The organism is Nonomuraea sp. NPDC050547 (assembly GCF_044457345.1).
In the GTDB taxonomy this organism is placed as follows: Bacteria; Actinomycetota; Actinomycetes; order Streptosporangiales; family Streptosporangiaceae; genus Nonomuraea.
Genome location: NZ_JBITGW010000001.1, coordinates 216720 through 238531 on the forward strand (window position 1 = coordinate 216720; position 21812 = coordinate 238531).

A 21812-nucleotide genomic window follows, 5' to 3' on the forward strand; every position below is an offset into this window, starting at 1 on the left:
GGGTCAGAGTGAACGGCACTGCCCGGTGACCGGTCCACCCACGGTGCTGGGCAGGCCGTTGGCGGTCGGGGCCGGCCGGTTGCCCGTGCAGGTCAGCGGACCCCGCACAGCCGAGGCGGCGATCAGCGGGCCCGTGTTGCCGGTCAGCGCCGCGGGTCCGCCGATGGTCACCGCCTCCAGCGACAGTTCCGCCACGCCGGTGGCCGAGAGCGGGCCGCCGATCGACGTGCCGAGCAGCGCGACCGTCTCGGCGCCCGCCGCGCTGAGCGGGCCGCCGATCGTGGCCGAGTCCAGCGCGTACAGGCCGGCGCCCTCGCGGACGACCACCGGCCCCGTCACCTTCGCCCCGGCGGCCAGGCACGTGACGCCGGAGTTCACGGTGAGCGGGCCGGGATGGGTGCCGGCGACGGTCTGGGTGCAGGCCGGGTCGGGCCGGGCCAGGAGTTCCAGCTCGGCCAGCGTTCCCGTGGCGGTCAGGCGGTAGTGGGCGTAACGGCCCGGGTTGGCGATCTTGAAGGGGCGGGTCTGGCGGGACCACGTGAACGGCTCGTTCTGCCGCCGGTCGGCGACCGTCCAGGTGGTGCCGTCCAGGGAGCCCTCCAGCGTCCACGACGACGGCCCCGTCTGCGCCGAGGTGAGCGTGTAGAAGGAGACCTTCTCCCTGGTGCCCGCGCGCAGCGTGACCGGGCCGGACAGCTGCGCGGTCGTGGCCGAGGTGTCGTCCGACAGCGCGGCCGGGCCGCCGCTCACGGGGATGTCGCGCAGCGGGCGCGGCGTCGCGCCGTCCGGGGTGATCGAGTTCAGCGGCTCTCCCCAGGCCGACGGCTCCGGTCCCATCGCGAAGTCCAGTACGGCGCCGCGGGCCAGCACGTCGTGCGGCAGCGAGGTCGACGACCACGCCTTGCCGTCGACCTTGAGCTCTTGGACGTAGACGTTCTTCGCGCTGTTGGCCGGTGCGTTGATCACCAGGTCGCGGCCCGAGGGCAGGTGGACCGTGGCCTTGGTGAACAGAGGCGAGCCGACGGTGTAGTGCGGGCTGCCGATCTGGAGCGGGTAGAAGCCGAGCGCGCCGAACAGGTACCAGGCCGACATCTCGCCGTTGTCCTCGTCACCGGCGTAGCCCTGGCCGATCTCACTGCCGAGGTACAGGCGGGACAGGGCCTCGCGGACCTTCGCCTGCGTCTTCCACGGCTGCCCGGCGTAGTTGTACATGTAGGGAATGTGGTGGCTGGGCTGGTTGCTGTGGCCGTACTGGCCCATGCGCACGTCCCTGGCCTCGCGCATCTCGTGGATGACGCCGTTGTACGAGCCGGGGAAGGTGGCGGTCTCCGGGGTGGTGAAGAAGTCGTCGAGCTTCTTGGCCAGGGCCGGGCGGCCGCCGTACAGGCCGGCCAGTCCCACGCCGTCCTGCGGCGCGTGGAAGGCCATGTTCCAGCCGTTGGTCTCGGTGTAGTCGAAGCCCCAGACGCGGGGATCGTAGGTGGCCTTGCTATGGCGCCACTTGCCGGTGGAGTCGCGGCCCTGGAAGAAGCCCGTGGCGGGATCCCACATGTTCAGATAGTTGAGCGCCCGATTGCCGAAATATTCGGCTTCATCGAGATATTTCGTCTTCTCTGGGCCGGTGGCGGTCTTGGCCAGTTCCTTGGCCATCTCGGCGATGCCGAAGTCGTTGATGTAGCCGTCCACCGCCCACGACAGGCCCTCGCCGACCTCGTTGAGCGCCGTGTACCCGCGGAAGACCGACGTGGCCATGCCCTTGCGGCCCACCGAGGCGTTCGGCGGCACCGTGGTCGCGTTGCGCAGCGCCGCCGTGTAGGCGGCCTTGGCGTCGAACCCGCGCACGCCCTTGGTGTACGCGTCCGCGAAGGCCACGTCCGAACTGGTGCCCACCATCAGGTCGGCGTAGCCGGGCGAGGACCAGCGCGCGATCCAGCCGCCGTCGCGATACTGCTGGACGAAGCCGTCCACGAGTTCCCCGGCCTGCGGCGACAGCAGCGCGTACGCGGGCCAGGTGGTGCGGTAGGTGTCCCAGAACCCGTTGTTGACGTAGATCTTGCCGTCCACCACCTTCGCCCCGGTCTGCGTGGGCGTGTTCTGCCCGGCCGGGGGCGAGACCGGACTGGCGTACCTCGGCCCCTGCGGCGTGTTCTCGAAGCCCGAGTTCGGATACAGGAACAGCCGGTACAGGTTGGAGTACAGCGTGGTGAGCTGGTCCCGCGAGGCGCCCTCCACCTCGATCACGCCCAGCTTGTCCTCCCACGCCCGCTTGGCCCGCGCCTTCACCGGCTCGAACCCGTCCGCGACCTCGGCCAGGTTCAGCCTCGCCTGCTCCACGCTGATGAACGAGGTGGCGATGCGCATGGTCACCTGCTTGGCGCCGAAGGCGGTGTAGCCGGTGACGTTGTCGCGGCCCGCGCCGGTCAGCTTGCCACCGGCGGTGACGGGCTGGTCGAACACGGCGTACACGAACATCCTCGTCGCCCCGGCGGACAGTCCGCTGCGCGCGTCCGTGAAGCCGCTCACCACGCCGTCGGCGCCGACGGTGAGCCCGCCGTCGTTGTTGTAGTTGTCGAAGATCAGGCTGCCGCCGTCACCCGGGAAGGTGAAGCGGAAGACCGCCGCGTGGTCGGCGGGCGCGATCTCCGTGCGGATCCCGTTCAGGAGATCCACCCCGTAGTAGTACGGCCGCGCCGTCTCCTTGTCATGCGAGAACGGCGTCGCCCTGGCCACCCGGTCCGCGTTCGGCCTGGCCAGCGGCGACGGCATCACCTGGAACGACTGCCGGTCGCCCATCCACGGGCTCGGCTGGTGCGAGGCGGCGAACGCCTGGATGGTCGGCACGTTGTCGGCGTTGCCGTTGCGGTGGTACTCGTACAGCCAGGAGTTCGACCCCGACCCCGTCATCGGCGTCCAGAAGTTGAACCCGTGCGGCACCGCCGTGGCCGGGAAGTTGTTGCCCCGCGAGAAGCCGCCCGTCGAGTGTGTGCCCCGCGTGGTCAGCGCGTAGTCCGCCACGCTGCCCGGCTTCCTGTCGTCGGCCGGGGCGAGCGTGACGTCGTCCAGCCATCCCTTGAACGACAGCGGCCCGGCCGGCGCGTCGAAGCCCACGAGGATGCGCTTGATCCGCTTGCCCTTGGCCACGTCCCCGACGCGTACCTTCTTGTGGTTCCACTGATCGGCGTACAGGGTCTTGGACACCCCCTGGGCGCGCGGGCTCAGGGTGACCCCGTGATGGTCGGCCGCCTTGAGGTCGCTCAGATAGGTCCCGTCGGCGAAGGCCAGATCCACCGCCCCGAAGGTGCTCGGATAGGCCGTCGACGCCCCCGTGAACTCGGGGAAGATCTTGTAGGACAGCTCGGTGTCGGCCGCCACCTCGATGTCGGTCTCGAACACCTTGTTCGTGGCCCGCCCACCCTGCTCACGCGTGGTGCTGCCCGAGTACCGGAAGGCCTGCAGCCCCGTGTACCCGGCGCGCAGCTTGGCCGCGAACCCGCTGCCGGGGCCCGGCCCGACCACACCGCGCATCGGCGAGGGCGGCTTCGGCGCCGTGTCCCCGTCGGACAACTGCAGCTCGGCGAGCTGCACGATCCCGCCGGACCCGTTGCGGGTCACGTTCAAGCGATAGTGCAGGTACGGCGCCGCGTTCGCCACCTCGAACTCCCGCGTCTTCAGCCGTGCGTCGAACACCTCGCCCGCACGGGTGTCGACGGCAGTCCAGCTCCGCCCGTCCTGGGATCCCTCCAGAGCCCAGTCGCGCGGATCCCGCTCGGCCGCGTCGTTGGCGCTGGCCAGCGCGTAGCGGACGACCTTGATCGGCTTGGTCAGCCTGACCGAGACCCAGCCGGTCGAGGTGAACACGAGCCACTTGGTGTTGACGTCCCCGTCGAGCAGGTTCTCCTTGACCTCGCCCGCCTGGGAGTACTCGCCGCTGGCCGCCACCTCGGCGATCTCGTCGGTGATGTTGCCCGGAATCCCGCCCGTGGTGCTCCCGGTGACCCCTTCCGCCGGCCTGCCCTCCTCGGGCGTGTTGACCCAGTCGGGCTGGGGTTGCCCCGTTTCAAAGGAGGAGTGGAACAGCGCCCCGGGCGGCGCCGCGCCGACCCGGCTCGGGCCCGCCGCCCGCGGGGCCGAGGGCCGCTCCTCGATCGGAGCCGGATGGGTGGGGGCCGCGGACGGGGCGTCCGACGGCAGCGGTGACGGCGGTGGATCGGCCGCCGCCACCCCGGATAACCCCGCGAACACCGCCACGGCGACGGCCGTCACGACCGCCAGATGCGTTCTGCGCATACGAGCCTCCCTGACAACGTTGTCACCAGAAGAAACCCAAAAGACAACGTTGTCAATGGCCGATGCACAGAACCGTACCGGGTTTACTTTTGAACCCGGTACGCATTATCGTTCCTCTCATGGTCGGGGTGAGCAAGGAGAAGAAGGCGCAGCGGCGCAAGCACATCGGCGACACCGCCCTGCGCCTGTTCGCCGAACGAGGCTTCGAGGCCGTCACGGTCAACGAGATCGCGGAGGCGGCCGGCGTGGCCAAGGTGACATTGTTCAACTACTTCTCGAACAAGGAGGCCCTGGTACTCGACGGCGTCGAAGAGGACATCGCCGGCGTCGTCGGCTGCCGCAGACGTGGCCAGACCCCCCTGCGCGCCCTGCGCGAGCACTACCTGCTCTTCGCCGAGCACCTGGAGGCGGAGGTGGACATACCGGAGCTCATGACCAGGATGAAAGTGATCATCGCGAGCCCCACGCTGACCGCCGCCATGCAGGAGATCCAGTACGGCCAGCGCGCCGCCCTGGCCATGGTCCTGAGCGGGCGCGACACCTGGCACCTGCCCGCCGACGACCTCACCGCCGACCTGATGGCGGCCCAGATCACCGCGACGATCCTGCTGCTGCAGGAGGCCTTCTTCGATCGCCTGGCCGGAGGCATGGGCCTGCGCGAGGCGGGGGAGTCGCTGCGTCCCGACGTGGATCGGGCCTTCGACCTGCTGGAAAGGGGACATGGGACATGAAGAAGGGCATCAACTACGACACCGGCTTCCTGCCGGAGCCCGGCACGCGAGCGGTGTTCGACCGGGAGACGGCCCGCGCCGACATGCGGGTCATCGCCGGTGACCTGCACTGCTCGACCGTACGTGTGTCGGGCAGGGACCCCGGGCGGCTGAGCGTCGCGGCGGAGGAGGCCGTCGCTGCCGGGCTGGAGGTCTACTTCGCGCCGTTCCCCGTCGACCGGTCCACGGCCGAGATGCTCGACCTCTACGCCGAGTGCGCCCGCCGCGCCCAGGCGCTCGACGGCCGGACGGTCATGGTGACCGGCTGCGAGACCAGCGCCTTCGGCCAGGGCTTCATGCCCGGTGACACCTACTCCGAGCGCCTGGAGCTGATGGCCGACGCGGAGACCGCCTGGTGGGAGAACCTCGGCCCGATCATCGAACGGCTCAACACCTTCCTGGCGGAGGCCGCCCAGACGGTGCGCGAGCACTTCGACGGCCCGGTCACCTATGCCAGCGCGCCGTGGGAGCCCATCGACTGGACGCCGTTCGACCTGGTGGGCGTCGACGCCTACCGCGCGGCGTACAACCTGGAGAGTTTTCCCGAGGAGATCCGCGCCCACGCCCGCCACGGCAAGCCCGTCGTGGTGACCGAGTTCGGCACCTGCGCCTACACGGGGGCCGGTCTGCTCGGCGGCATGGCCTGGCAGCCGCCGGCGGACGCCGTACCCGATGAGCAGGAGCAGGTCCGCTACCTCGAGGACCTGATGGACGTCTTCGAGCGGGAGGGCGTCGACACCGCGCTGTGGTTCACCTTCGCCGGCTACACCCGCCAGAACGCCGGCGACCTCGGCTCCTACGGCGTGGTCAGGATGCTCGACGACACCCGCTGGGAGCCGAAGGCGGTCTTCCGCGCCATGGCTAGGCGCTACAGCTGAAGATCGCGGTGCCGGGCAGGTTGCGCCCGCGCAACGGGCTCCAGCCACCCCACACCCGCTCGTGCCCCGGCGGCCACTCGGGCTCGACCAGCCCGTCGATCCGCAGTCCCGCCGCGGCCACGAGCCCGATCCAGTCACCCAGCGTGCGATGGTGCTCGACGTAGGTGACCTCGCCGCCTTCGCCGGTCTCGGTGTACGGCGCGCGGTCGAAGTAGGACCGGTCGGAGGTCAGCCCCCGCGGCCCGGGATCATCGGGAAACGCCCACCGGATCGGATGGCTCACCGAGAAGACGAACCGCCCGCCCGGCCGCAGCACCCGGCGCACCTCACGGAGGACGGCCGCCGGATCGGCCACGAACGGCAGCGCCCCAAAAGCCGAGCAGACCAGGTCGAACCGGGCGTCGAGGAACGGCAGCGCCTCGGCGTCCGCCTGGACGGCCGGAACCGTCACCCCGGTCTCCAGGTCGATGCGCTGGGAATGGCGCAGCTGCCGGTGGGAGATGTCGAAGGCGGCCACCCGGGCGCCCTGCCCGGCCAGCCACCGCGCGCACTGCGCGGCCCCGCACCCGATCTCCAGGATCTCGCGCCCGCGCACCTCGCCCAGCAACCGGGCCTCGGCCTCGTCGAGACCCTCCGGGCACCACACGAACCGCGCGTCACCGAGGAAGTGGCCGTGCTCGACCTGGTACTCGTCGGCGTTGCCGTCCCACCACCAGCGGTTGGCCCGCGACGACGGCGACAGCACTAGCGCATCTTGGGGCCGCGCGGGACCCGCGCGCCCTTGGGCATCGGGCCCTTGGGCAGCGGCATGTTCTTGGGCAGCGAACGCAGCCGGTCCTTGACCTCGTTGACCGCGGGCTTCTTCAGGTTGCGCGGCAGCTTCATGATGTGCCGCTGCAGCTTGGCCAGCGGGATCTGGCCCTCGCCGTCACCGCACTGGAGGTCGTAGATCTCGATGCCGAGCGCCACGCGGGAGATGCGCTTCTTCTCGGCGGTGAGCATCTTGGCCACCCGGTTGCCCGGACCTTCCGAGACCAGCACGACGCCGGGGAAGCCGACGACCATGTGGATCAGGTCCTGGTCGCGGTTGACCGAGATGGCCGGGGTGACCTGCCAGTTGCCGCGCATGCCCTGCAGGACCGCCGCGGCGGCGCCGGTCTGGCCGTGCAGGATGGAGTACTGCGCGCGCTGGGCGAGCTGGCCGAAGACCACCAGGCCGACGGTGAAGGCCAGCATGATGCCGAGGATGATCGAATAGATCAGCTGGTCGATGACGAGGCCGATGACCACGGCCACGGCCAGGGTGGCGACCGCCGAGAGAAAGACGATCGGCAGCCCCTTGGGGTTGGCCTGCTTGATGATCTGCGCGATCATGCGGAGCTGCTTGATACGCCCCGGCTTCTCTTCTGCGGTTGCCATGCTTTGAAGGATACAAAGCCCAGCCCCCCGAGATGAAAACGTGACCACGGGAAAGGGGCGCGCCCGGACCGGGCACGCCCCTGTTCACCGGTCTCAGACGCTGATGTCAGCCGTCAGCCGCCGGTCGGCGACGCTGGCGCCCACCTCGACCGTGTACGCGCCGGGCACGGTGGTCCAGCCGTCCCCGCCCCACACCTGGAACGTGCGCTCGGGCAGGAACACCGTGCTCACGACGGTCTCACCGGGCTCCGCCTCTACCACAGCGAACCCGGCCAGCCAGCGCGCCGGCCGCTCACCGGGACCGGCCGGAGCCACGTACACCTGCACGACCTCCCGCCCGCGCCGCTCACCGGTGTTGGTGACGGAAACCGTGACCGATTCGGTGTTGGCGTCCACGGCGTTGTAGGCCCACGACGTGTACCCGAGGCCGTGCCCGAACCAGAAGGCCGGAGTCCGCCCCGCCTTCTCCCAGCCCCGATAACCGATGAAGGACCCCTCGTCGTACGGCACCGCCCCGTCCAGAGGTGTGACGTTGACCACCGGGCTGTCCTCCAGCGACACCGGCCAGGTCGTGGGCAGCCGCCCGCCCGGCTCCGCGTCGCCGAACAGCACGTCGGCCAGCGCCGGTCCGGCCTCCTGGCCGGGGAACCAGGTCAGCAGGACCGCCGCCACGTCCGAGACCCACGGCATCTCGACCGGGGAGCCGGCGTTGACCACGACCACCGTGCGCGGGTTGGCCGCGGCCACGGCGGCGATCAGCTCGTCCTGGCGGCCGGGCAGCTTGAGGTCCTCCCGGTCGAACCCCTCGCTCTCCACCTCCAGCGTGGTCGAGGCCACCACCACCGCCACGTCGCTCCCCGCGGCCAGCCGCGCCGCCTCGGCCAGCAGCTCGTCCTCGCCGGCCGACGGGTTGGCGTGCCCGATCGTGAACAGGATCAGCGTCATCCCGTTGAAGCTGGCCACCTCGTGCTGGCGCAGCGACAGCTCGACGGTCTGCCCGGCCTCGAGCGCGTGCGTGAAGCGCCGCTCCGGCGCGTGCAGCAGCCCGGCGGCCGGGTCGTCGCCCTCGAAGACGATGGCGTCGTCGAACACGGTCGCGCCGTCGATCGTGAAGGTGTAGCGGCCGACGCCCGCGACCGAGAACTGGTGCTCCCCGGCGACGTCCGCCGTGTAACTGGTGCGCAGTTCCACCGCGGCCAGCCGGTCGAGCTCCACGCCCGCGGGCGGCTGGCCCACCCAGCGCGCCTCGGCGATCGGCACCGCCGCCTCGGTCAGCACCTGGCCGTCGCCGTCCAGGAAGAGCGCGGTGGCGGGGGCGTTGAGCGGCGAGAAGCGCAGCCGCGGGTCGGTCCCGAGCGCGTACCGCACCTCGACGCCGTCCCGCTCGCGCAGCCCCTGCAGCGGCGAGACGATCCGGTCGGGGAAGACCTGGGCGCTGCCGCCGCCCATGATCCGCGCCTCGTCGGCCGCCGACCCGATGAGCGCGAGCGTCCGCACGCCCGCGAACGGCAGCACGCCGCCCTCGTTCCTGAGCAGCGTGAACGAGCGCGCGGCCACCTCACGCGCGAGCGCCACCCCGTCGATCGAAACCGCCGATCCGCCGGTACGGCCCGCGCCCCCGTGAAGCGCGCCGGTGCGCTGGGCCAGCCGCAGGATGCGGCGGACGCGGTCGTCCACGGCCGACTCCGGCACCCGCCCCTCGCGGACCGCGGCCTCCAGCTTCTCGCCCCACGGCCCGTTCGGTCCCGGCATGGCCACGTCGGTGCCGCCGAGCGCGGCGGCCTCGGTGGAGCGCACCGCCGTCCAGTCGGACACCACGTACCCGTCGAAGCCCCACTCGTCCTTCAGCACCCCGTTGACCAGGTCGGAGTGCTCGGTCATGGTCGTGCCGTTGACCGAGTTGTAGGCGCTCATGAGACCCCACGCGCCCGCCCGCACGACCCGCTCGAACGGCGCCAGGTACGTCTCCCGCAGCACCTTGTCGGTCACCTTGACGTCGACGGTGAAGCGGTCGGTCTCGAAGTCGTTGGCCACGAAGTGCTTGGGCGTGGTGCCGACCCCGCCGTCCTGGACGCCTTCGACGTAGGCCGCGCCGACCTCCCCGGTGAGGAACGGGTCCTCGGAGAAGCACTCGAAGTGCCGTCCGCCGAGCGGCGTGCGGTGCAGGTTGATGGTGGGGGCCAGCAGCACGTGGACGCCCTTGCGCCGGGCTTCCTGGGCGAGCAGCCGGCCGACCTGCCTGACCAGGCCGACGTCCCACGTGGCGGCCAGCGCGGTGGGGCTGGGCAGGGCGATCGACGGGTCCACGGCGCTCCACTGCTCGCCGCGTACGCCGATCGGGCCGTCGCTCATCACGAGCCGGTCGAGCCCGATCTCCGGGATCGCGGGCAGCGACCACATGTCGGCCCCGGTGAGCAGGCGGATCTTGGTGCTGAGATCCAGCTTGTTGATCAGTTCGTCGAAATCCACCCCGTCAGTGTTAACCAGAAAACCGACCGAGAGCTAGGTTTGTGACCTTTGCGTTACATAGAGGGCCTGAAAAAACCGCACCCCTCGGTGAGGGATGCGGTTTCCCGTCAGCCGGATCAGGCGCTCTGCCGCGCCTCGATCGCCTGCTTGTAGAGCTTGCCCGCCCGGTACGACGAGCGGACCAGCGGACCGGACAGCACACCGGCGAAGCCGATCGCCTCGGCCTCGGCCTGCAGCTCCACGAACTCCTCCGGCTTCACCCAGCGCTCCACCGGGTGGTGGCGCGGCGTGGGCCGCAGGTACTGCGTGATCGTGAGCAGATCGGTGCCCGCCTCGTGGAGGTCGCGCATCGCCTGCACGATCTCCTCGCGCTCCTCGCCCATGCCCAGGATCAGGTTGGACTTGGTCACCAGCCCCGCCTCGCGGGCCATCGTGATGACGCCGAGCGAACGCTCGTACCGGAAGGCCGGCCTGATCCGCTTGAAGATGCGCGGCACGGTCTCGACGTTGTGCGCGAACACCTCCGGCTTGCTGGAGAAGACCTCCTCCAGCTGCTCGCGGTCGCCGTTGAAGTCGGGCACCAGCAGCTCGACGCCGCAGCCGGGCAGCAGCGTGTGGATCTGCCTGGCGGTCTCGGCGTAGAGCCAGGCGCCGCCGTCGGGCAGGTCGTCACGGGCGACGCCGGTCACGGTGGCGTAGCGCAGGCCCATCTGCTGAACCGACTCGGCGACCCTGCGCGGCTCGTCCTTGTCGTACTCCTTGGGCTTGCCCGTGTCGATCTGGCAGAAGTCGCACCGGCGGGTGCACTGGTCGCCGCCGATGAGGAAGGTCGCCTCGCGATCTTCCCAGCACTCGTAGATATTGGGACAGCCCGCCTCTTCACAGACCGTGTGCAGGCCCTCCCGGCGCACGAGCGATTTGAGCTCGGTGTACTCGGGGCCCGTCTTCAGCTTGGTCTTGATCCACGGGGGCTTGCGCTCGATGGGGGTCTCGGCGTTGCGCACCTCCAAGCGGAGGAGCTTTCGGCCTTCAGGGGCAACGGTCACGGACCCAGCTTACGTCCCCTCGAGAACATCCCATGACCCGACCAGTATCACGAGATCAGCCCGAACCCGCGGATGGCCCGCGTGTAGTGCTTCAGCAACTCCTCGTCGATCAGCCCGGACTCCCGCGCCCCCAGCAGCTCCGAGCCCGGCGCCGAGGTCAGCACGCCGTCGTCGGAGAGCCTGGCCCTGGTCAGCGCGTCCTGCCTGATCGCCGAGACGCTCTCCCCGCGCAGCGCCGCCGCCTGGATCGGCGCGAGATAGCGGCCGCTGGCCATGAGGCCTTCCAGCTCGTCCAGCTCCTCCGCCGACGTCACCCTGGCCGTCAGCACCCGCCTTTCCTCCCGGGTACGGCCGTCGCCCGCGCGTACCAGGCGGGTCAGCGCGTACTCGGCCAGCAGCACCGGGCCGCCCAGCACCCGCCCGAAGATCCGGCCGAGCAGTCCCGCCGCCTCGTAGGAGGCGCCGGGCGCGTGCATCACGCCCAGGGAGGCGCGGTCCATGACCACCCTGGCCTCCTCGCGCTGCTTCAGCGGCGCCGCGCCGACCAGCCCCATCCGCCACTCCGCCAGCGTGGACAGCGCCTCACCCACGATGAGCCCCTCGCCGATCTTGCCCTCGGCGTAGGCCCTGGCCAGGAGCGTTACCCGCTGCCTCGGTGTCAGCGCCAGCCACAGCGGCAGCCCGACGACGACCACCGGGGTACGCCGCAGGCCGATCCGCGTGTAGGTGGCGTCGACGCCCAGATCCATGATGGCCACGGTGGCCGGCGGCTTGACGGCCAGCGCGCCGGCCACGCGGGCGGCGGCGCCGTACAGCTCGGGGGCGGACGAGCGCGCCAGCACCTCGGCATCGGCGGCCAGCCGCCCGAGACGCGGCCGCAGCATGACCCCGACCGCCAGCAGAAGAGCCCCGGCGACCCAGGCGGGAACCTCGCCGGGATTGACCGCGATGAGCGCGCCACCGGCCAGGATGAAGGCCAGGGTCAGCGCGTGGACGATCAGCGACAGCACGAGAGCCAGAAGACGCTTCACAGGCCCGATCGTAGAAACGCCTCATCCGGAATCAACCGCAATTGGATGCCGATTCGATTACCAGCCCGACATTTCCCCAACCCCGGCCTCTTCGCCCCACTCCATCCCACCCACCGCCCCAGCCCCGGCCCCGCCTTCCGCCAACCCCTGCCTCACTCGCCATCGGCCTCACACCTGTGCCGTCTCACACCTGTGCCGTCTCACATCTGTGCGGCTGCACGGGTGCCGGCCTCACGCCCGCCCGGCTCCACCGCTCTTCCGCGCGCCAACCTCCGACACGGTCGCCCGCTTGTCGGCCTCGACCCCATTGCTCGGCCCACTGTCCCTCCCGCCAGGCCTGCGCCCTTCGGTGGCCGAACTCGCGGCCCATCCGTTCGGGTCCGGCCCACCTGGCTCGGCCATCCGGGCGTGTCGACTCGTCGGGCCGGGCCAGGCACACTCCCGTCCTGGCCGGTCGGGCACATCCCGTCCGGGCCGGGCGGGGTGGGTCAGCGGTGGCGGAGGAGGTCTTCTTCGTGGACGTCGTAGGACTCGAGGCCGAGCACGTCCGCCAGCCGCTTCTCCATGATCGGCATGACCTCCTCGACCACGATGCGGCGGCCGGTCTCGGCGGAGAGGGTGGAGACGCCGGCGCCCGGGATGCCGCACGGGTCGATGCGGTTGAACCAGCGCGGGTCGTTGGCGCAGTTGAGGGCGAAGCCGTGCATCGCCACCCCGCGCGTCACCCGGATGCCGACCGCGCCCAGCATGCGGTCCGGCAGGCCCAGGGCGGCGTCCCCGACCGCCCACACCCCGCCCCTGCGCGGTACGCGCCGCGCGCTGACCCCGAAGTCGGCGCAGACCAGCACCATGGCCTCTTCGAGGCGGCGCACGTAGTCGCTGACGTCGGAGACCGCCACGATCGGGTACCCGACCAGCTGGCCGGGCCCATGCCAGGTGATCCGGCCACCCCGGTCGACGTCGATGACCGGGGTGCCGTCGGCGGGGCGCTGGTGCGGGGCGGTGCGCTTGCCCGCGGTGTAGACGGGCGCGTGCTCCAGGATCAGGGCGGTGTCGCCCAGCTCTCCGGCGAGATGCTTCTCGTGCACCCAGCGCTGGAGGTTCCAGGCCTGCTCGTAGGGGACATCGACACCGAGCCGCACAATGGCCAAGGCGTGGCGCATGTGTCCATTGTGCCGTTCCCTCACCTATGAAGGGTAATTCAGGACGTCAGCAGCCGGGGCTCGATCCTGAACTCCTTCACGCCGGCGTCGCCGTCGTGCTCCAGGCGGTAGGCGTAGCCCCTGGGGTCGACGGTGACCGCCTGGATGAACTCGGTGCCCACGTAATGCAGGCCGACGCCCTCGTCGGCGGCGTACCCGCCGGGCAGCTCGCCGCCCGCCACCGAGGCCTGCAGCATCTCGCGGCGCTGCGGCTCGGAGTTGTAGTGCACGCCGCACGAGTAGGGGAGCAGGCCCATGCCCTCCGCCCATACGTGCAGGTCGGGGCCGAACGAGTCGGTGTTGCCGCCCACGTGCCAGCACAGCGCGCCCGCGCTCTGCCCGGACAGCACCACGCCGGACTGCCAGGCCTCCTCCAGCATCTCGTCGTAGCCGTGCAGCCGCCACAACGCCATCAGGTTGGCCACGCTGCCACCGCTGACGTAGATCATGTCCTGGTCGAGCATCCAGGCCCGCGGATCCTCCAGATTGGGCATGGGGAACACCGTCAGGTGGCTCACCTCGACGTCCCACTGGGAGAAGGCGCCGTACATCTTCAGCAACCAGTCGGCGTCATCGCCCATCGCCGTGGCGAGGAGACCCAGCTTGGGACGGTCCTGCCCGGTGAGGTCGAGTCCGTAGCGCAGCAGCGGGCTGGCTTGGAGAAAGCCGTGGCGCCGCGTCGGGCGGAACGATCCACCACCGATGGCAAGGATGTGTGACTGGCCGGTTCTGGTCATGACTGTGCTCCCCCACATCGTGTCGGACAGACTAGATTACGGCGGCCAGTGCCTGATCGAGACGCGTATGGATGAAGCCGTAGCCGCTGTCCACCAGCTTCTTCGGCACGATGCGATGGCTCGGGAGCAGCGCTTCCTTGGCGAATTCGCCCAGCCCCAGCTCCAGCGCGAACCCCGGCACCCCGATCGGCATGGTCGGCCGCCGAAGCGCCCGCCCGAGAGTTTTCGTGAATTCCGCGTTGGTCAGGGGAGAAGGCCCCACAAGATTCACCGGTCCTGAGATTTCCCGATTTTCCAGGACATGGAGCACGGAACCTACCCAATCCTCCACGGCAATCCACGACCAGTACTGCCGCCCCGAGCCCAGCGGCGCCCCGAGCCCCATCCGGAAGATCGGCAGCATCGGCCCGAGCGCCCCGCCCTTCCCGCTCAGCACCAGCCCCGTCCGAAGCTGCACGTTCCGCACCGGCGCGTCCCGGGCCGTCCCTTCCCAGACCTCACACAGCCGGGCAAGGAACCCACGCCCGAGCGGCGCACCCTCATCGATGACCCGATCCCCGGTATCCCCGTAGAAGTCCACCCCGGAGGCGGACACCAGCACCTCGGGCGGCGCCGAGAGCCTTCCGATCGCATCGACGAGCGTGGCCGTGCTACGAACCCGGCTCTCCACCAGCAGCCTCTTGTACGGCCCGCTCCACCGCTTCCCGGCGATCGAAGCCCCGGCCAGGTGCACAACCGCGGCAACCCCTTCAAGCACACCCGGATCAACAACCCCCGCACCCGGATCCCAGAAGGACTCATGATCGGCCCGCACCGGCCGCCGCACCAGCTGCCGCACCTCGTGCCCACGCTCCCGAAGCGCCGCCATCAACGCCGGCCCAAGCAGCCCAGAACCCCCGGTCACGGTGATCACCATGCCCCCACCCTACGCTCCACCCACCCAGCAAGCCGGTCAGGCAACCCCGGGGAAACCGAGACACGCACCCCAAACAACAACCACGCCCTGCCCTCCGATCACACGGCACACAGGCCATGGCGCGCGGGGCGGACGGCGGGGCTCGGCGCCCTTGTGCGGTGCTGAGCCGGGCCATGGTGCCCGGCCCCATCGTGCCTTGTGGCGGCGGGAACCTCGTCCGGCTGCCGGCCGCTCGGAAGAGGCCGCCCGCCCACGGCGGCGGTCGGTGGCCCGCTTGGCCTGCCGTAACCGATAGGCCGCCGGAAAGGACCGCACTGAGAAAACGCACAGGGCCGTCCGACGATCCGTCGGACGGCCCTGGGGGCGAAAAACTAGGCCAGGCCCAGCTGGGCCTCGAAGCGGCCTTCTTCGAGGCGACGCTTGATCGTCGTCAGGAAGCGGGCCGCGTCCGCGCCGTCGACCAGGCGGTGGTCGTAGGTGAGCGCCAGGTACACCATCGAACGCACCGCGATGACCTCGCCCTCAGGCGTGTCCACCACCACGGGACGCTTGACGACCGCGCCGGTGCCCAGCATGCCGACCTGCGGCTGGTTGAGGATCGGCGTGTCGAACAGGGCGCCGCGGCTGCCGGTGTTCGTGAGCGTGAAGGTGCCGCCGGTGATCTCGTCGGGCGTCACCTGGTTGTTGCGGGTGCGCTCGGCGAGGTCGGTGACCTTGCGGGCCAGCCCGGCCAGGTTGAGGTCGCCGGCGTTCTTGACGACGGCGGCCAGCAGGCCGCGCTCGGTGTCCACCGCGACGCCGAGGTTCTCGACGTCGAAGTAGGTCACCTCGTTGGTCTCGTTGTTGATCGTGGCGTTGAGCTTCGGGTGCTGCTTGAGCGCCTCGACCGTGGCCATCGCGAAGAACGGGGTGAAGGTCAGCTTCACGCCCTCGCGGCGCAGGAAGTCGTCCTTCGCCTTGGCCCGCAGGCGGGCGATCTTCGTGACGTCCACCTCGACGACCGAGGTGAGCTGCGCCGCCGTCTGCAGCGACTCCACCATGCGCTTGGCGATCGTCTGACGCAACCGCGTCATCTTCTCGGTACGGCCCCGCAGCGTCGTGTCCACCTCGACCGGCTCGGGCGAGGCGCTGACCGGAGCCGGAGCCTGCGCGGCCGGAGCGGCGGCAGCGGCCGGGGCGGCAGCGGCGGGAGCCGCGGGCTGCGCCGGTGCGGCGGGAGCGGGGGCGGCGGCCTCGCGCTGGGACTTGGCGGCCTCCAGCACGTCCTGCTTGCGGATGCGGCCACCCACACCGGTGCCCGAGATCGCCTCCAGGTCGACGCCGTGCTCGTTGGCCAGCTTGCGCACCAGCGGCGTCACGTACGGGCTCTCACCCGACGACGGCAGCGGAGCCTGGGCCTGCGCGGGCGCCGGAGCGGCGGGCTGCGCCGGAGCAGGGGCCGGAGCGGCCGGGGCGGCCGGAGCCGGAGCGGCCGGAGCCTGGGCGGCGGGCGCCTGGGCGGGGGCCGGGGCGGGCTCGGGCTGCGGGATCGAAGAGGCGGGGGCCGGCTCCGGCTGCGGCGCGGGGGCCTCCTCGGCCGGGGCCGCCGGGGCGCCCGCCTGGCCGTTCTCGTCGATGATCGCCAGCTCGGCCCCGACCTCGACGGTCTCGTCCTCAGCCACGACGATCTTGGTGATGACGCCCGCGGACGGCGACGGGATCTCGGTGTCGACCTTGTCGGTCGACACTTCGAGGAGCGGCTCGTCAGCCTCGACGCGCTCGCCCTCCTTCTTCAGCCAACGGGTTACCGTGCCCTCGGTGACGCTCTCGCCGAGCTGGGGCATCTGTACGGAGACCGGCATGGGTATGTCTTCCTCGAGTTCTTAGTTGTGGACGTGCAGGGGCTTGCCGGCCAGTGCCAGCATCGCCTCGCCCATGGCTTCTGACTGGGTGGGATGCGCGTGGATGAGCTGGGCGACCTCTGCTGGCAGCGCCTCCCAGTTGTAGATGAGCTGAGCTTCGGTGACGAGTTCGCCGATGCGGCGCCCGACCATGTGGACGCCCACGACCGGCCCGTCCTTCTGGGCGATCACCTTGACCGCCCCGGAGGTGCCGAGGATCTGGCTCTTGGGGTTGCCCGCGAGGTCGTAGACCTGCTCGACGGTCTCGATGCCCCGGTCGGCGGCCTGCTTGGAGGTGATGCCGACGGAGGCGACCTCGGGGTCGGAGTAGGTGATCCGCGGCACGCCCGCGTAGTCGATGGGCGGCGGGTTGAGCCCGGCGATGTGCTCGGCCACCAGGATGCCCTCGGCGAAGCCCGCGTGGGCCAGCTGCGGGGTGTCGATCAGGTCGCCGATGGCGTAGACGCCGGGGACGGAGGTCTGGCAGTGCTGGTCGACCACGACGGCGCCGCGTTCGATCTGGACGCCCTGCTCCTCGAAGCCCATGCCGGCCGAGACGGCGCCGCGGCCGACGGCCACGAGCAGTTGCTCGGCGTCGAGGGTCTTGCCGTTGGCGAGCGTCACCACCACGCCGGTGCCGGTGGTCTTGACGCCGTCGAAGAAGACGCCGAGCTCGTACTTGATGCCGCGGCGGCGGAAGGCTCGCTCCAGCAGCTTGGAGCTGGACTCCTCCTCGGCCGGCAGCAGGTGCGGCAGCGCCTCGACGATGGTCACCTCGGCGCCGAACGAGCGGTAGACGCTGGCCAGCTCGACGCCGATGACGCCGCCGCCCAGCACGACGATCGAGCTCGGCACGCGCTCCATCGTCAGTGTGTGCTCGCTCGTGATGACGCGCTCGCCGTCGATCCGCAGACCGGGCAGCGACTTGGGCGCCGACCCCGTGGCGAGTACGACGGCGCGGCCCTCGTAGACCTCGGAGCCGACCTGGACGCTGTTGGCGCCGGCCAGGCGCCCTTCGCCCTCGACGACCGTCACACCGGCCGACTTCAGCAGGCCCTGCACGCCCTTCCAGGCACGCGTGACGATCTTGTCTTTGAAGGCGTGGACGCCGGGCACGTCGATGCCCTCGAAGCGCGCCTTGACGCCGAAGGACTCGCTCTCGCGGGTCTCGTCGGCGACCTCCGCGGAGTGCAGGAGGGCCTTGGTGGGGATGCAACCCCGGTGCAGGCAGGTGCCGCCGATCTTGTCTCGTTCGATCAGGGCGACCGACTTGCCCAACTCGGCCGCCCGGAGCGCGCAGGCGTAACCGCCGCTGCCGCCACCTAGGACGACGATGTCGTAGGCCACAGGAAGGCTCCTTGTCGGGATCGTGATGCCGTCATCTTTTCATTTGTTTCAGGCGCTCGCGTGCCGCTCTGCGAGTCCGATGAGGGTCCGGGTGATGGCGCCGGTCCCGCCCTTGGGGGTGTAACCGTGCGGCTCGCCCTTGTTGAAGGCGGGTCCGGCCATGTCGATGTGCGCCCACTTGACACCGTCGGGCACGAACTCCTTCAGGAAGATTCCCGCGGCCAGCATGCTGCCCCAGCGCTCCGGCTGGAGGTTGGCGATGTCGGCGATGGGGGAGTCGAGGCCCTTGCGCAGTTCCTCCGGCAGCGGCATGCCCCAGGCGCCCTCGCCGACGGAGCCGGCCACGTCGACGACCAGTTCGCGCAGGTCGTCGTCGTTGGCCATGACGCCGGCGGTGCGCCAGCCGAGCGCGACGATCTGGGCGCCGGTCAGCGTGGCCACGTCCACGATGAGGTCGGGCTCGTCCTCGGCGGCGCGGGCGATGCCGTCCATGAGGACCAGGCGGCCCTCGGCGTCGGTGTCGAGCACCTCGACGGTCTTGCCGCTGTAGCTGTGGATGATGTCGGAGGGGCGCTGGGCGGTGCCGCTCGGCATGTTCTCGGCGAGGCAGAGGTAGCCGACCGCGTTGACCTTGAGGCCCAGCTTGGCGATGCCGAGCAGGGCGCCGAGGACCGCGCCCGCGCCGCCCATGTCGGATTTCATCCAGTCCATGGAGGCGGACGGCTTGAGGTTGAGCCCGCCGGTGTCGAACGTGATGCCCTTGCCGACGAAGGCCAGCGTCTTGGTGGCGTCGGCGTGGCTGTAGGACAGGCGTACCAGGCGGGGCGGGTTGACCGAGCCCTGGCCGACGGCGACGAGGCCGCCGAAGCCGCCGTTCTTGAGCTGGACCTCGTCGAGCACCTCGACGTTCAGCCCGGCCTTGCCGCCCTCCTCCTCGGCGATCTCGGCGAAGCGCGCGGGGAACAGGTCGGATGGCGGGGTGTTGACCAGGTCGCGCACCAGCGTGACGGACTCGGCCAGGACGCCGGCGCGCTCGGCGGCGCCCGCGGTCTCGGCGGCCAGCACGGTCAGCTCGGCGACCGGGTTCTTCTGCTCGCCGTCGGTGCGGTAGCGGGCGAAGGAGTAGGCGCCCAGGAGCCCGCCGAGCGCGACGGCCTCGGGCTCGCCGCCGAGCGCGAGCGCGGCGCGCGTGGTTCCGGCCAGCGACCGTACGGCGGCGCCGGCCGCCCGCCGCAGCGCTTCGGCGTCGGGGTCCTCGCCCAGCCCGATGGCGACCAGGAGCGGCGCGGTGATGGCGCCGAACGCCGGGATCTTGGCCAGTTCGCCGGCCTTGCCGGTGAAGCCCACCGCGGTGAGCGAGGCGGCCAGCTTCCCGCCGAACGCGGCGTCGAGCCCTTCGGCGACGGGGCGCGGGCCCTCAGCGCCGGGGTGGAAACCGACGATCAGTGCGTCGGTGTCGAACGAGACGGGATCTGCTGAGTTCAGCCGCACAGTGGTCACGTAAACCGATGCTATCCGCGCTTTCAGTGTACCCACAAACAGGGGTTCATCCCATGAATCGCAGGTGGGCATCATCGAATGAATGGTGCTAGTGTCATTAGCACCATGTTGCTCACTCTCGACCTCAACGACGCCCGCCCCCTGCACGAGCAGGTGGCCGGCGCGATCAGGCGCGCCATCGGCGACGGCTCCTACGCCCCCGGCGACCGGCTGCCGTCCGCCCGCGACCTGGCCGACGTGCTCGGCATCAACGCCAACACCGTGCTGCGCGCCCTGCGCGACCTGCGCGACGAGGGGTTGCTGGAGTTCAGGAGAGGGCGCGGGGTCAGCGTGACCGGCCAGGCGGACGGCCGGGCGCTGCTCGTGCAGCGCGCCCGCGAACTGCTGGAAGAGGCCCGACGGTACGGCTACCGCCGTGACGACCTCATCGCGATTTTGGAGGAACTGCCATGACAACCCGGATCTTCGGCGCAGTGTGGGGACTGATCATCACCGCTGTGCTCGTCACGGTGCCCCTCTCCTTCCAGGATCGCCTGCCCGATCCGCTCGCCACCCACTGGTCCGACAGGGCCGACCGGTCCTCGTCGTTCACCCAGTTCATGCTGATGGCCGTCGTGCCGTGGGTGGTGACGTGGGCGGTGATGCTGGGCATGGCCGTACACGGCCGGATGCTGCGCCGCCGCCTCAGCCGCGGCTACTGGTGGGGCTTCCTGGTCGGAGTCGGCCTGTTCGCCGTGGGCATCACGCTGACCACCGTCTACGCCAACCTCGGCCGTCCCGTCTGGACCGAGGCCGAGCTGCCGGGCTGGGTGGTGCTGGCCGTCACCGTGGCGGCCGTGAGCGGCGGGCTGGCCGCGGGCCTCCTCGGCAGGGGCGAGCACGACCAGCCGCCCCCCGCCGGTGAGGCGCCGCCCAAGCTGCGCCTGCGCGCCGGCCAGCGCTCGGTGTGGGTGAGCCGGGTCGGCAACCCCTGGCTGCTGGCCCTGACCGTGGCGGGCGGAGCGGTGTTCATCGCGGCCTCCGGCGTGGCCTTCATCGGCGCCACCCCGACCCCGGTGTGGAGCTCGCTGCTGTTCGCCGGCGCAGTGGTGTTCGTGTCCGGCCTGTTCACCAGCGCCGCCATCGTGCGGGTCACCGACGACGGGCTGGCGCTCGGCTTCGGCCCGTTCGGCTGGCCGGTGCGGCGGATCCGGCTGTCGAAGATCGAGAAGGCGTGGTCCGAGGTCCGCTACCCGAGCCAGGTCGGCGGCTGGGGCATCCGCGGGGTGCCCGGCATGGCCGCGATCATGCTGCGCGGCGGCGACTGCCTCGTCCTGCGCTACCACTCCGGCGGCCAGCTGCTCATCAGCGTCGACGACGCCCGGCGCGGCGCCTCGCTGATCAACGCCCTGATCGAGGAGAAGGTGGCGTGATGGCGCTCTTCCTGGTGGTCACGTTCGGGCTGGCGTGGGCGTTCTGCCTGCCGCTGTGGCTCGGCGACGGGCTGGCCTCTCCCGCGTTCATGATCTGCGCCACGGCGCTCATGTTCACGCCGGCTCTGGGCGTCCTGGCGGTGTGGGCCAGGACCCGCACGCCGTTCCGTGACTGGGCGCGCGAGAACGGCCTCACGTTCGGTCCCGATCGCCGCCGCACGCTCCTGCTCGTGGCCGCCGCCTGGATCGGCACGCCGCTGGTGGTCGCGCTCTGCCTCGCCCTGAGCGCGGCGCTGGGGCTGGTCTCGCTGGACCTGGGCGGGCTCAGCCTGTTCAGGCAGGGCATGGAGGCGGCGGGCGTCGCGGTGCCCGCCGACGCGAGCGGCGTGCTGATCGCGCAGATCGTGTTCGCCGTGGTGGCCACGCCGCTGCTCAACGCGCTGCCCGTCCTCGGCGAGGAACTGGGCTGGCGGGGATGGCTGCTGCCGCGCCTGGTGGCCGCGCGCGGGGTGCTGGGCGGATTGCTGCTGTCCGGGGTGATCTGGGGCGTGTGGCACTTCCCTCTCACCCTGCTCGGCTACAACTACCCGGCTCTGGGTCCGTGGGCGGGGCCGTACTTCGTCGTCACCTGCGTCCTGCTCGGGGTCGCGATGGGCTGGCTGCGCCTGCGCACCGGCAGCGTGTGGCCCGCCGTGGTGGCGCACGGCGCGCTCAACGGCATCGCGGGCACGTCCCTCCTGCTGGGCGACGCCGCCGCCCCGCCCAACCCGGCCGTCATCGGCGTCACCGGTCTCGTGGGCTGGGTGGTCCTCGCCCTGCTGGGCGTGGCCCTCCTCAAGCTCTCTCCGGTACGGCCCGCCGAACCGGCCGCCGCCTGACCCCGGCCCGGTCTGGGCAAGGGCGAGTGCGGCGGTTCGA

17 protein-coding genes are annotated in these 21812 nt (G+C 70.9%); 5 read left to right on the plus strand and 12 right to left on the minus strand.

The annotated features are described in order from the left end of the window. Positions 1 to 3 precede the first annotated feature (3 nt). Entirely contained in the window at positions 4 to 4287 is a 4284-nt protein-coding gene (locus tag ACIBHY_RS01030; RefSeq protein ID WP_397305554.1) for a GH92 family glycosyl hydrolase, read from the minus strand. A gap of 119 nt (positions 4288 to 4406) precedes the next feature. On the opposite strand from ACIBHY_RS01030, the gene ACIBHY_RS01035 reads away from it, so the two are divergent. Together ACIBHY_RS01035 and ACIBHY_RS01040 are read left to right on the plus strand one after the other, a co-directional pair. Further along, positions 4407 to 5018, plus strand: coding sequence for a TetR/AcrR family transcriptional regulator (locus tag ACIBHY_RS01035; RefSeq protein ID WP_397305555.1), 612 nt, complete (start codon positions 4407 to 4409; stop codon positions 5016 to 5018). Then, entirely contained in the window at positions 5015 to 5935 is a 921-nt protein-coding gene (locus ACIBHY_RS01040) for a hypothetical protein (RefSeq protein ID WP_397245627.1), read from the plus strand. The genes ACIBHY_RS01035 and ACIBHY_RS01040 overlap by 4 nt, the downstream gene beginning before the upstream one ends. On the opposite strand, the gene ACIBHY_RS01045 is transcribed toward ACIBHY_RS01040, so the two are convergent. The 11 genes from ACIBHY_RS01045 to ACIBHY_RS01095 form a co-directional block, all read right to left on the minus strand. Then, complete coding sequence (locus ACIBHY_RS01045) at positions 5919 to 6680, minus strand: class I SAM-dependent methyltransferase (protein ID WP_397305556.1); 762 nt, start codon at positions 6678 to 6680, stop codon at positions 5919 to 5921. The genes ACIBHY_RS01040 and ACIBHY_RS01045 overlap by 17 nt on opposite strands. Then, positions 6680 to 7354, minus strand: a complete 675-nt coding sequence (locus ACIBHY_RS01050; RefSeq protein WP_379611558.1) for a DUF4191 domain-containing protein — start codon at positions 7352 to 7354, stop codon at positions 6680 to 6682. Before ACIBHY_RS01050 ends, ACIBHY_RS01045 begins: the two co-directional genes overlap by 1 nt. A gap of 93 nt (positions 7355 to 7447) precedes the next feature. Continuing rightward, the gene (locus tag ACIBHY_RS01055) at positions 7448 to 9823 is read right to left on the minus strand and encodes a beta-glucosidase (RefSeq protein WP_397305557.1); all 2376 of its coding nucleotides are present in this window, start codon (positions 9821 to 9823) and stop codon (positions 7448 to 7450) included. A 116-nt stretch (positions 9824 to 9939) separates the two neighbouring features. Beyond that, complete coding sequence (gene lipA, locus ACIBHY_RS01060) at positions 9940 to 10869, minus strand: lipoyl synthase (RefSeq protein ID WP_379611560.1); 930 nt, start codon at positions 10867 to 10869, stop codon at positions 9940 to 9942. A 47-nt stretch (positions 10870 to 10916) separates the two neighbouring features. Next, positions 10917 to 11900, minus strand: coding sequence for a hypothetical protein (locus ACIBHY_RS01065; protein ID WP_397245636.1), 984 nt, complete (start codon positions 11898 to 11900; stop codon positions 10917 to 10919). A gap of 488 nt (positions 11901 to 12388) precedes the next feature. Next, positions 12389 to 13063: a lipoyl(octanoyl) transferase LipB gene (gene lipB / locus ACIBHY_RS01070; RefSeq protein ID WP_397245638.1), complete on the minus strand. Its 675-nt coding sequence runs from the start codon at positions 13061 to 13063 to the stop codon at positions 12389 to 12391. A gap of 38 nt (positions 13064 to 13101) precedes the next feature. After that, positions 13102 to 13839: a Type 1 glutamine amidotransferase-like domain-containing protein gene (locus ACIBHY_RS01075; RefSeq protein ID WP_397245640.1), complete on the minus strand. Its 738-nt coding sequence runs from the start codon at positions 13837 to 13839 to the stop codon at positions 13102 to 13104. 31 nt (positions 13840 to 13870) lie between these two features. Further along, positions 13871 to 14755 (minus strand): TIGR01777 family oxidoreductase, encoded by an 885-nt coding sequence (locus ACIBHY_RS01080; RefSeq protein ID WP_397305558.1) that lies wholly within the window; start codon positions 14753 to 14755, stop codon positions 13871 to 13873. A gap of 371 nt (positions 14756 to 15126) precedes the next feature. After that, a complete protein-coding gene (gene sucB / locus ACIBHY_RS01085) occupies positions 15127 to 16596 on the minus strand; it encodes a 2-oxoglutarate dehydrogenase, E2 component, dihydrolipoamide succinyltransferase (RefSeq protein ID WP_397305559.1) in 1470 nt (489 codons plus the stop codon). 21 nt (positions 16597 to 16617) lie between these two features. Then, positions 16618 to 17982 carry a dihydrolipoyl dehydrogenase gene (lpdA, locus tag ACIBHY_RS01090; RefSeq protein ID WP_397305560.1) on the minus strand — a complete coding sequence of 455 codons (1365 nt, stop codon included), beginning with the start codon at positions 17980 to 17982 and terminating at the stop codon, positions 16618 to 16620. 48 nt (positions 17983 to 18030) lie between these two features. Then, complete coding sequence (locus tag ACIBHY_RS01095) at positions 18031 to 19482, minus strand: leucyl aminopeptidase (RefSeq protein WP_397305561.1); 1452 nt, start codon at positions 19480 to 19482, stop codon at positions 18031 to 18033. A 105-nt stretch (positions 19483 to 19587) separates the two neighbouring features. On the opposite strand from ACIBHY_RS01095, the gene ACIBHY_RS01100 reads away from it, so the two are divergent. From ACIBHY_RS01100 to ACIBHY_RS01110, 3 genes are read left to right on the plus strand one after another with little or no spacing between them, the layout of a single operon-like run. Then, on the plus strand, positions 19588 to 19935 hold the full coding sequence (locus tag ACIBHY_RS01100) for a GntR family transcriptional regulator (RefSeq protein ID WP_397305562.1): 348 nt from the start codon (positions 19588 to 19590) through the stop codon (positions 19933 to 19935). Next, positions 19932 to 20894 carry a hypothetical protein gene (locus ACIBHY_RS01105; protein WP_397245653.1) on the plus strand — a complete coding sequence of 321 codons (963 nt, stop codon included), beginning with the start codon at positions 19932 to 19934 and terminating at the stop codon, positions 20892 to 20894. The genes ACIBHY_RS01100 and ACIBHY_RS01105 overlap by 4 nt, the downstream gene beginning before the upstream one ends. After that, positions 20894 to 21772 carry a CPBP family intramembrane glutamic endopeptidase gene (locus tag ACIBHY_RS01110; protein WP_397305563.1) on the plus strand — a complete coding sequence of 293 codons (879 nt, stop codon included), beginning with the start codon at positions 20894 to 20896 and terminating at the stop codon, positions 21770 to 21772. Before ACIBHY_RS01105 ends, ACIBHY_RS01110 begins: the two co-directional genes overlap by 1 nt. The last annotated feature ends 40 nt before the right edge of the window (positions 21773 to 21812 follow it).

Bases quoted from the DNA above. Each gene is read 5' to 3' on its own strand.
- ACIBHY_RS01075 (WP_397245640.1), bottom strand. From the start codon at position 13,839: ATGACCAGAACCGGCCAGTCACACATCCTTGCCATCGGTGGTGGATCG.
- lipB (WP_397245638.1), bottom strand. From the start codon at position 13,063: ATGCGCCACGCCTTGGCCATTGTGCGGCTCGGTGTCGATGTCCCCTAC.
- ACIBHY_RS01105 (WP_397245653.1), top strand. From the start codon at position 19,932: ATGACAACCCGGATCTTCGGCGCAGTGTGGGGACTGATCATCACCGCT.
- ACIBHY_RS01035 (WP_397305555.1), top strand. From the start codon at position 4,407: ATGGTCGGGGTGAGCAAGGAGAAGAAGGCGCAGCGGCGCAAGCACATC.
- ACIBHY_RS01080 (WP_397305558.1), bottom strand. From the start codon at position 14,755: ATGGTGATCACCGTGACCGGGGGTTCTGGGCTGCTTGGGCCGGCGTTG.
- sucB (WP_397305559.1), bottom strand. From the start codon at position 16,596: ATGCCGGTCTCCGTACAGATGCCCCAGCTCGGCGAGAGCGTCACCGAG.
- ACIBHY_RS01110 (WP_397305563.1), top strand. From the start codon at position 20,894: ATGGCGCTCTTCCTGGTGGTCACGTTCGGGCTGGCGTGGGCGTTCTGC.
- ACIBHY_RS01050 (WP_379611558.1), bottom strand. From the start codon at position 7,354: ATGGCAACCGCAGAAGAGAAGCCGGGGCGTATCAAGCAGCTCCGCATG.
- ACIBHY_RS01100 (WP_397305562.1), top strand. From the start codon at position 19,588: ATGTTGCTCACTCTCGACCTCAACGACGCCCGCCCCCTGCACGAGCAG.
- ACIBHY_RS01040 (WP_397245627.1), top strand. From the start codon at position 5,015: ATGAAGAAGGGCATCAACTACGACACCGGCTTCCTGCCGGAGCCCGGC.
- ACIBHY_RS01030 (WP_397305554.1), bottom strand. From the start codon at position 4,287: ATGCGCAGAACGCATCTGGCGGTCGTGACGGCCGTCGCCGTGGCGGTG.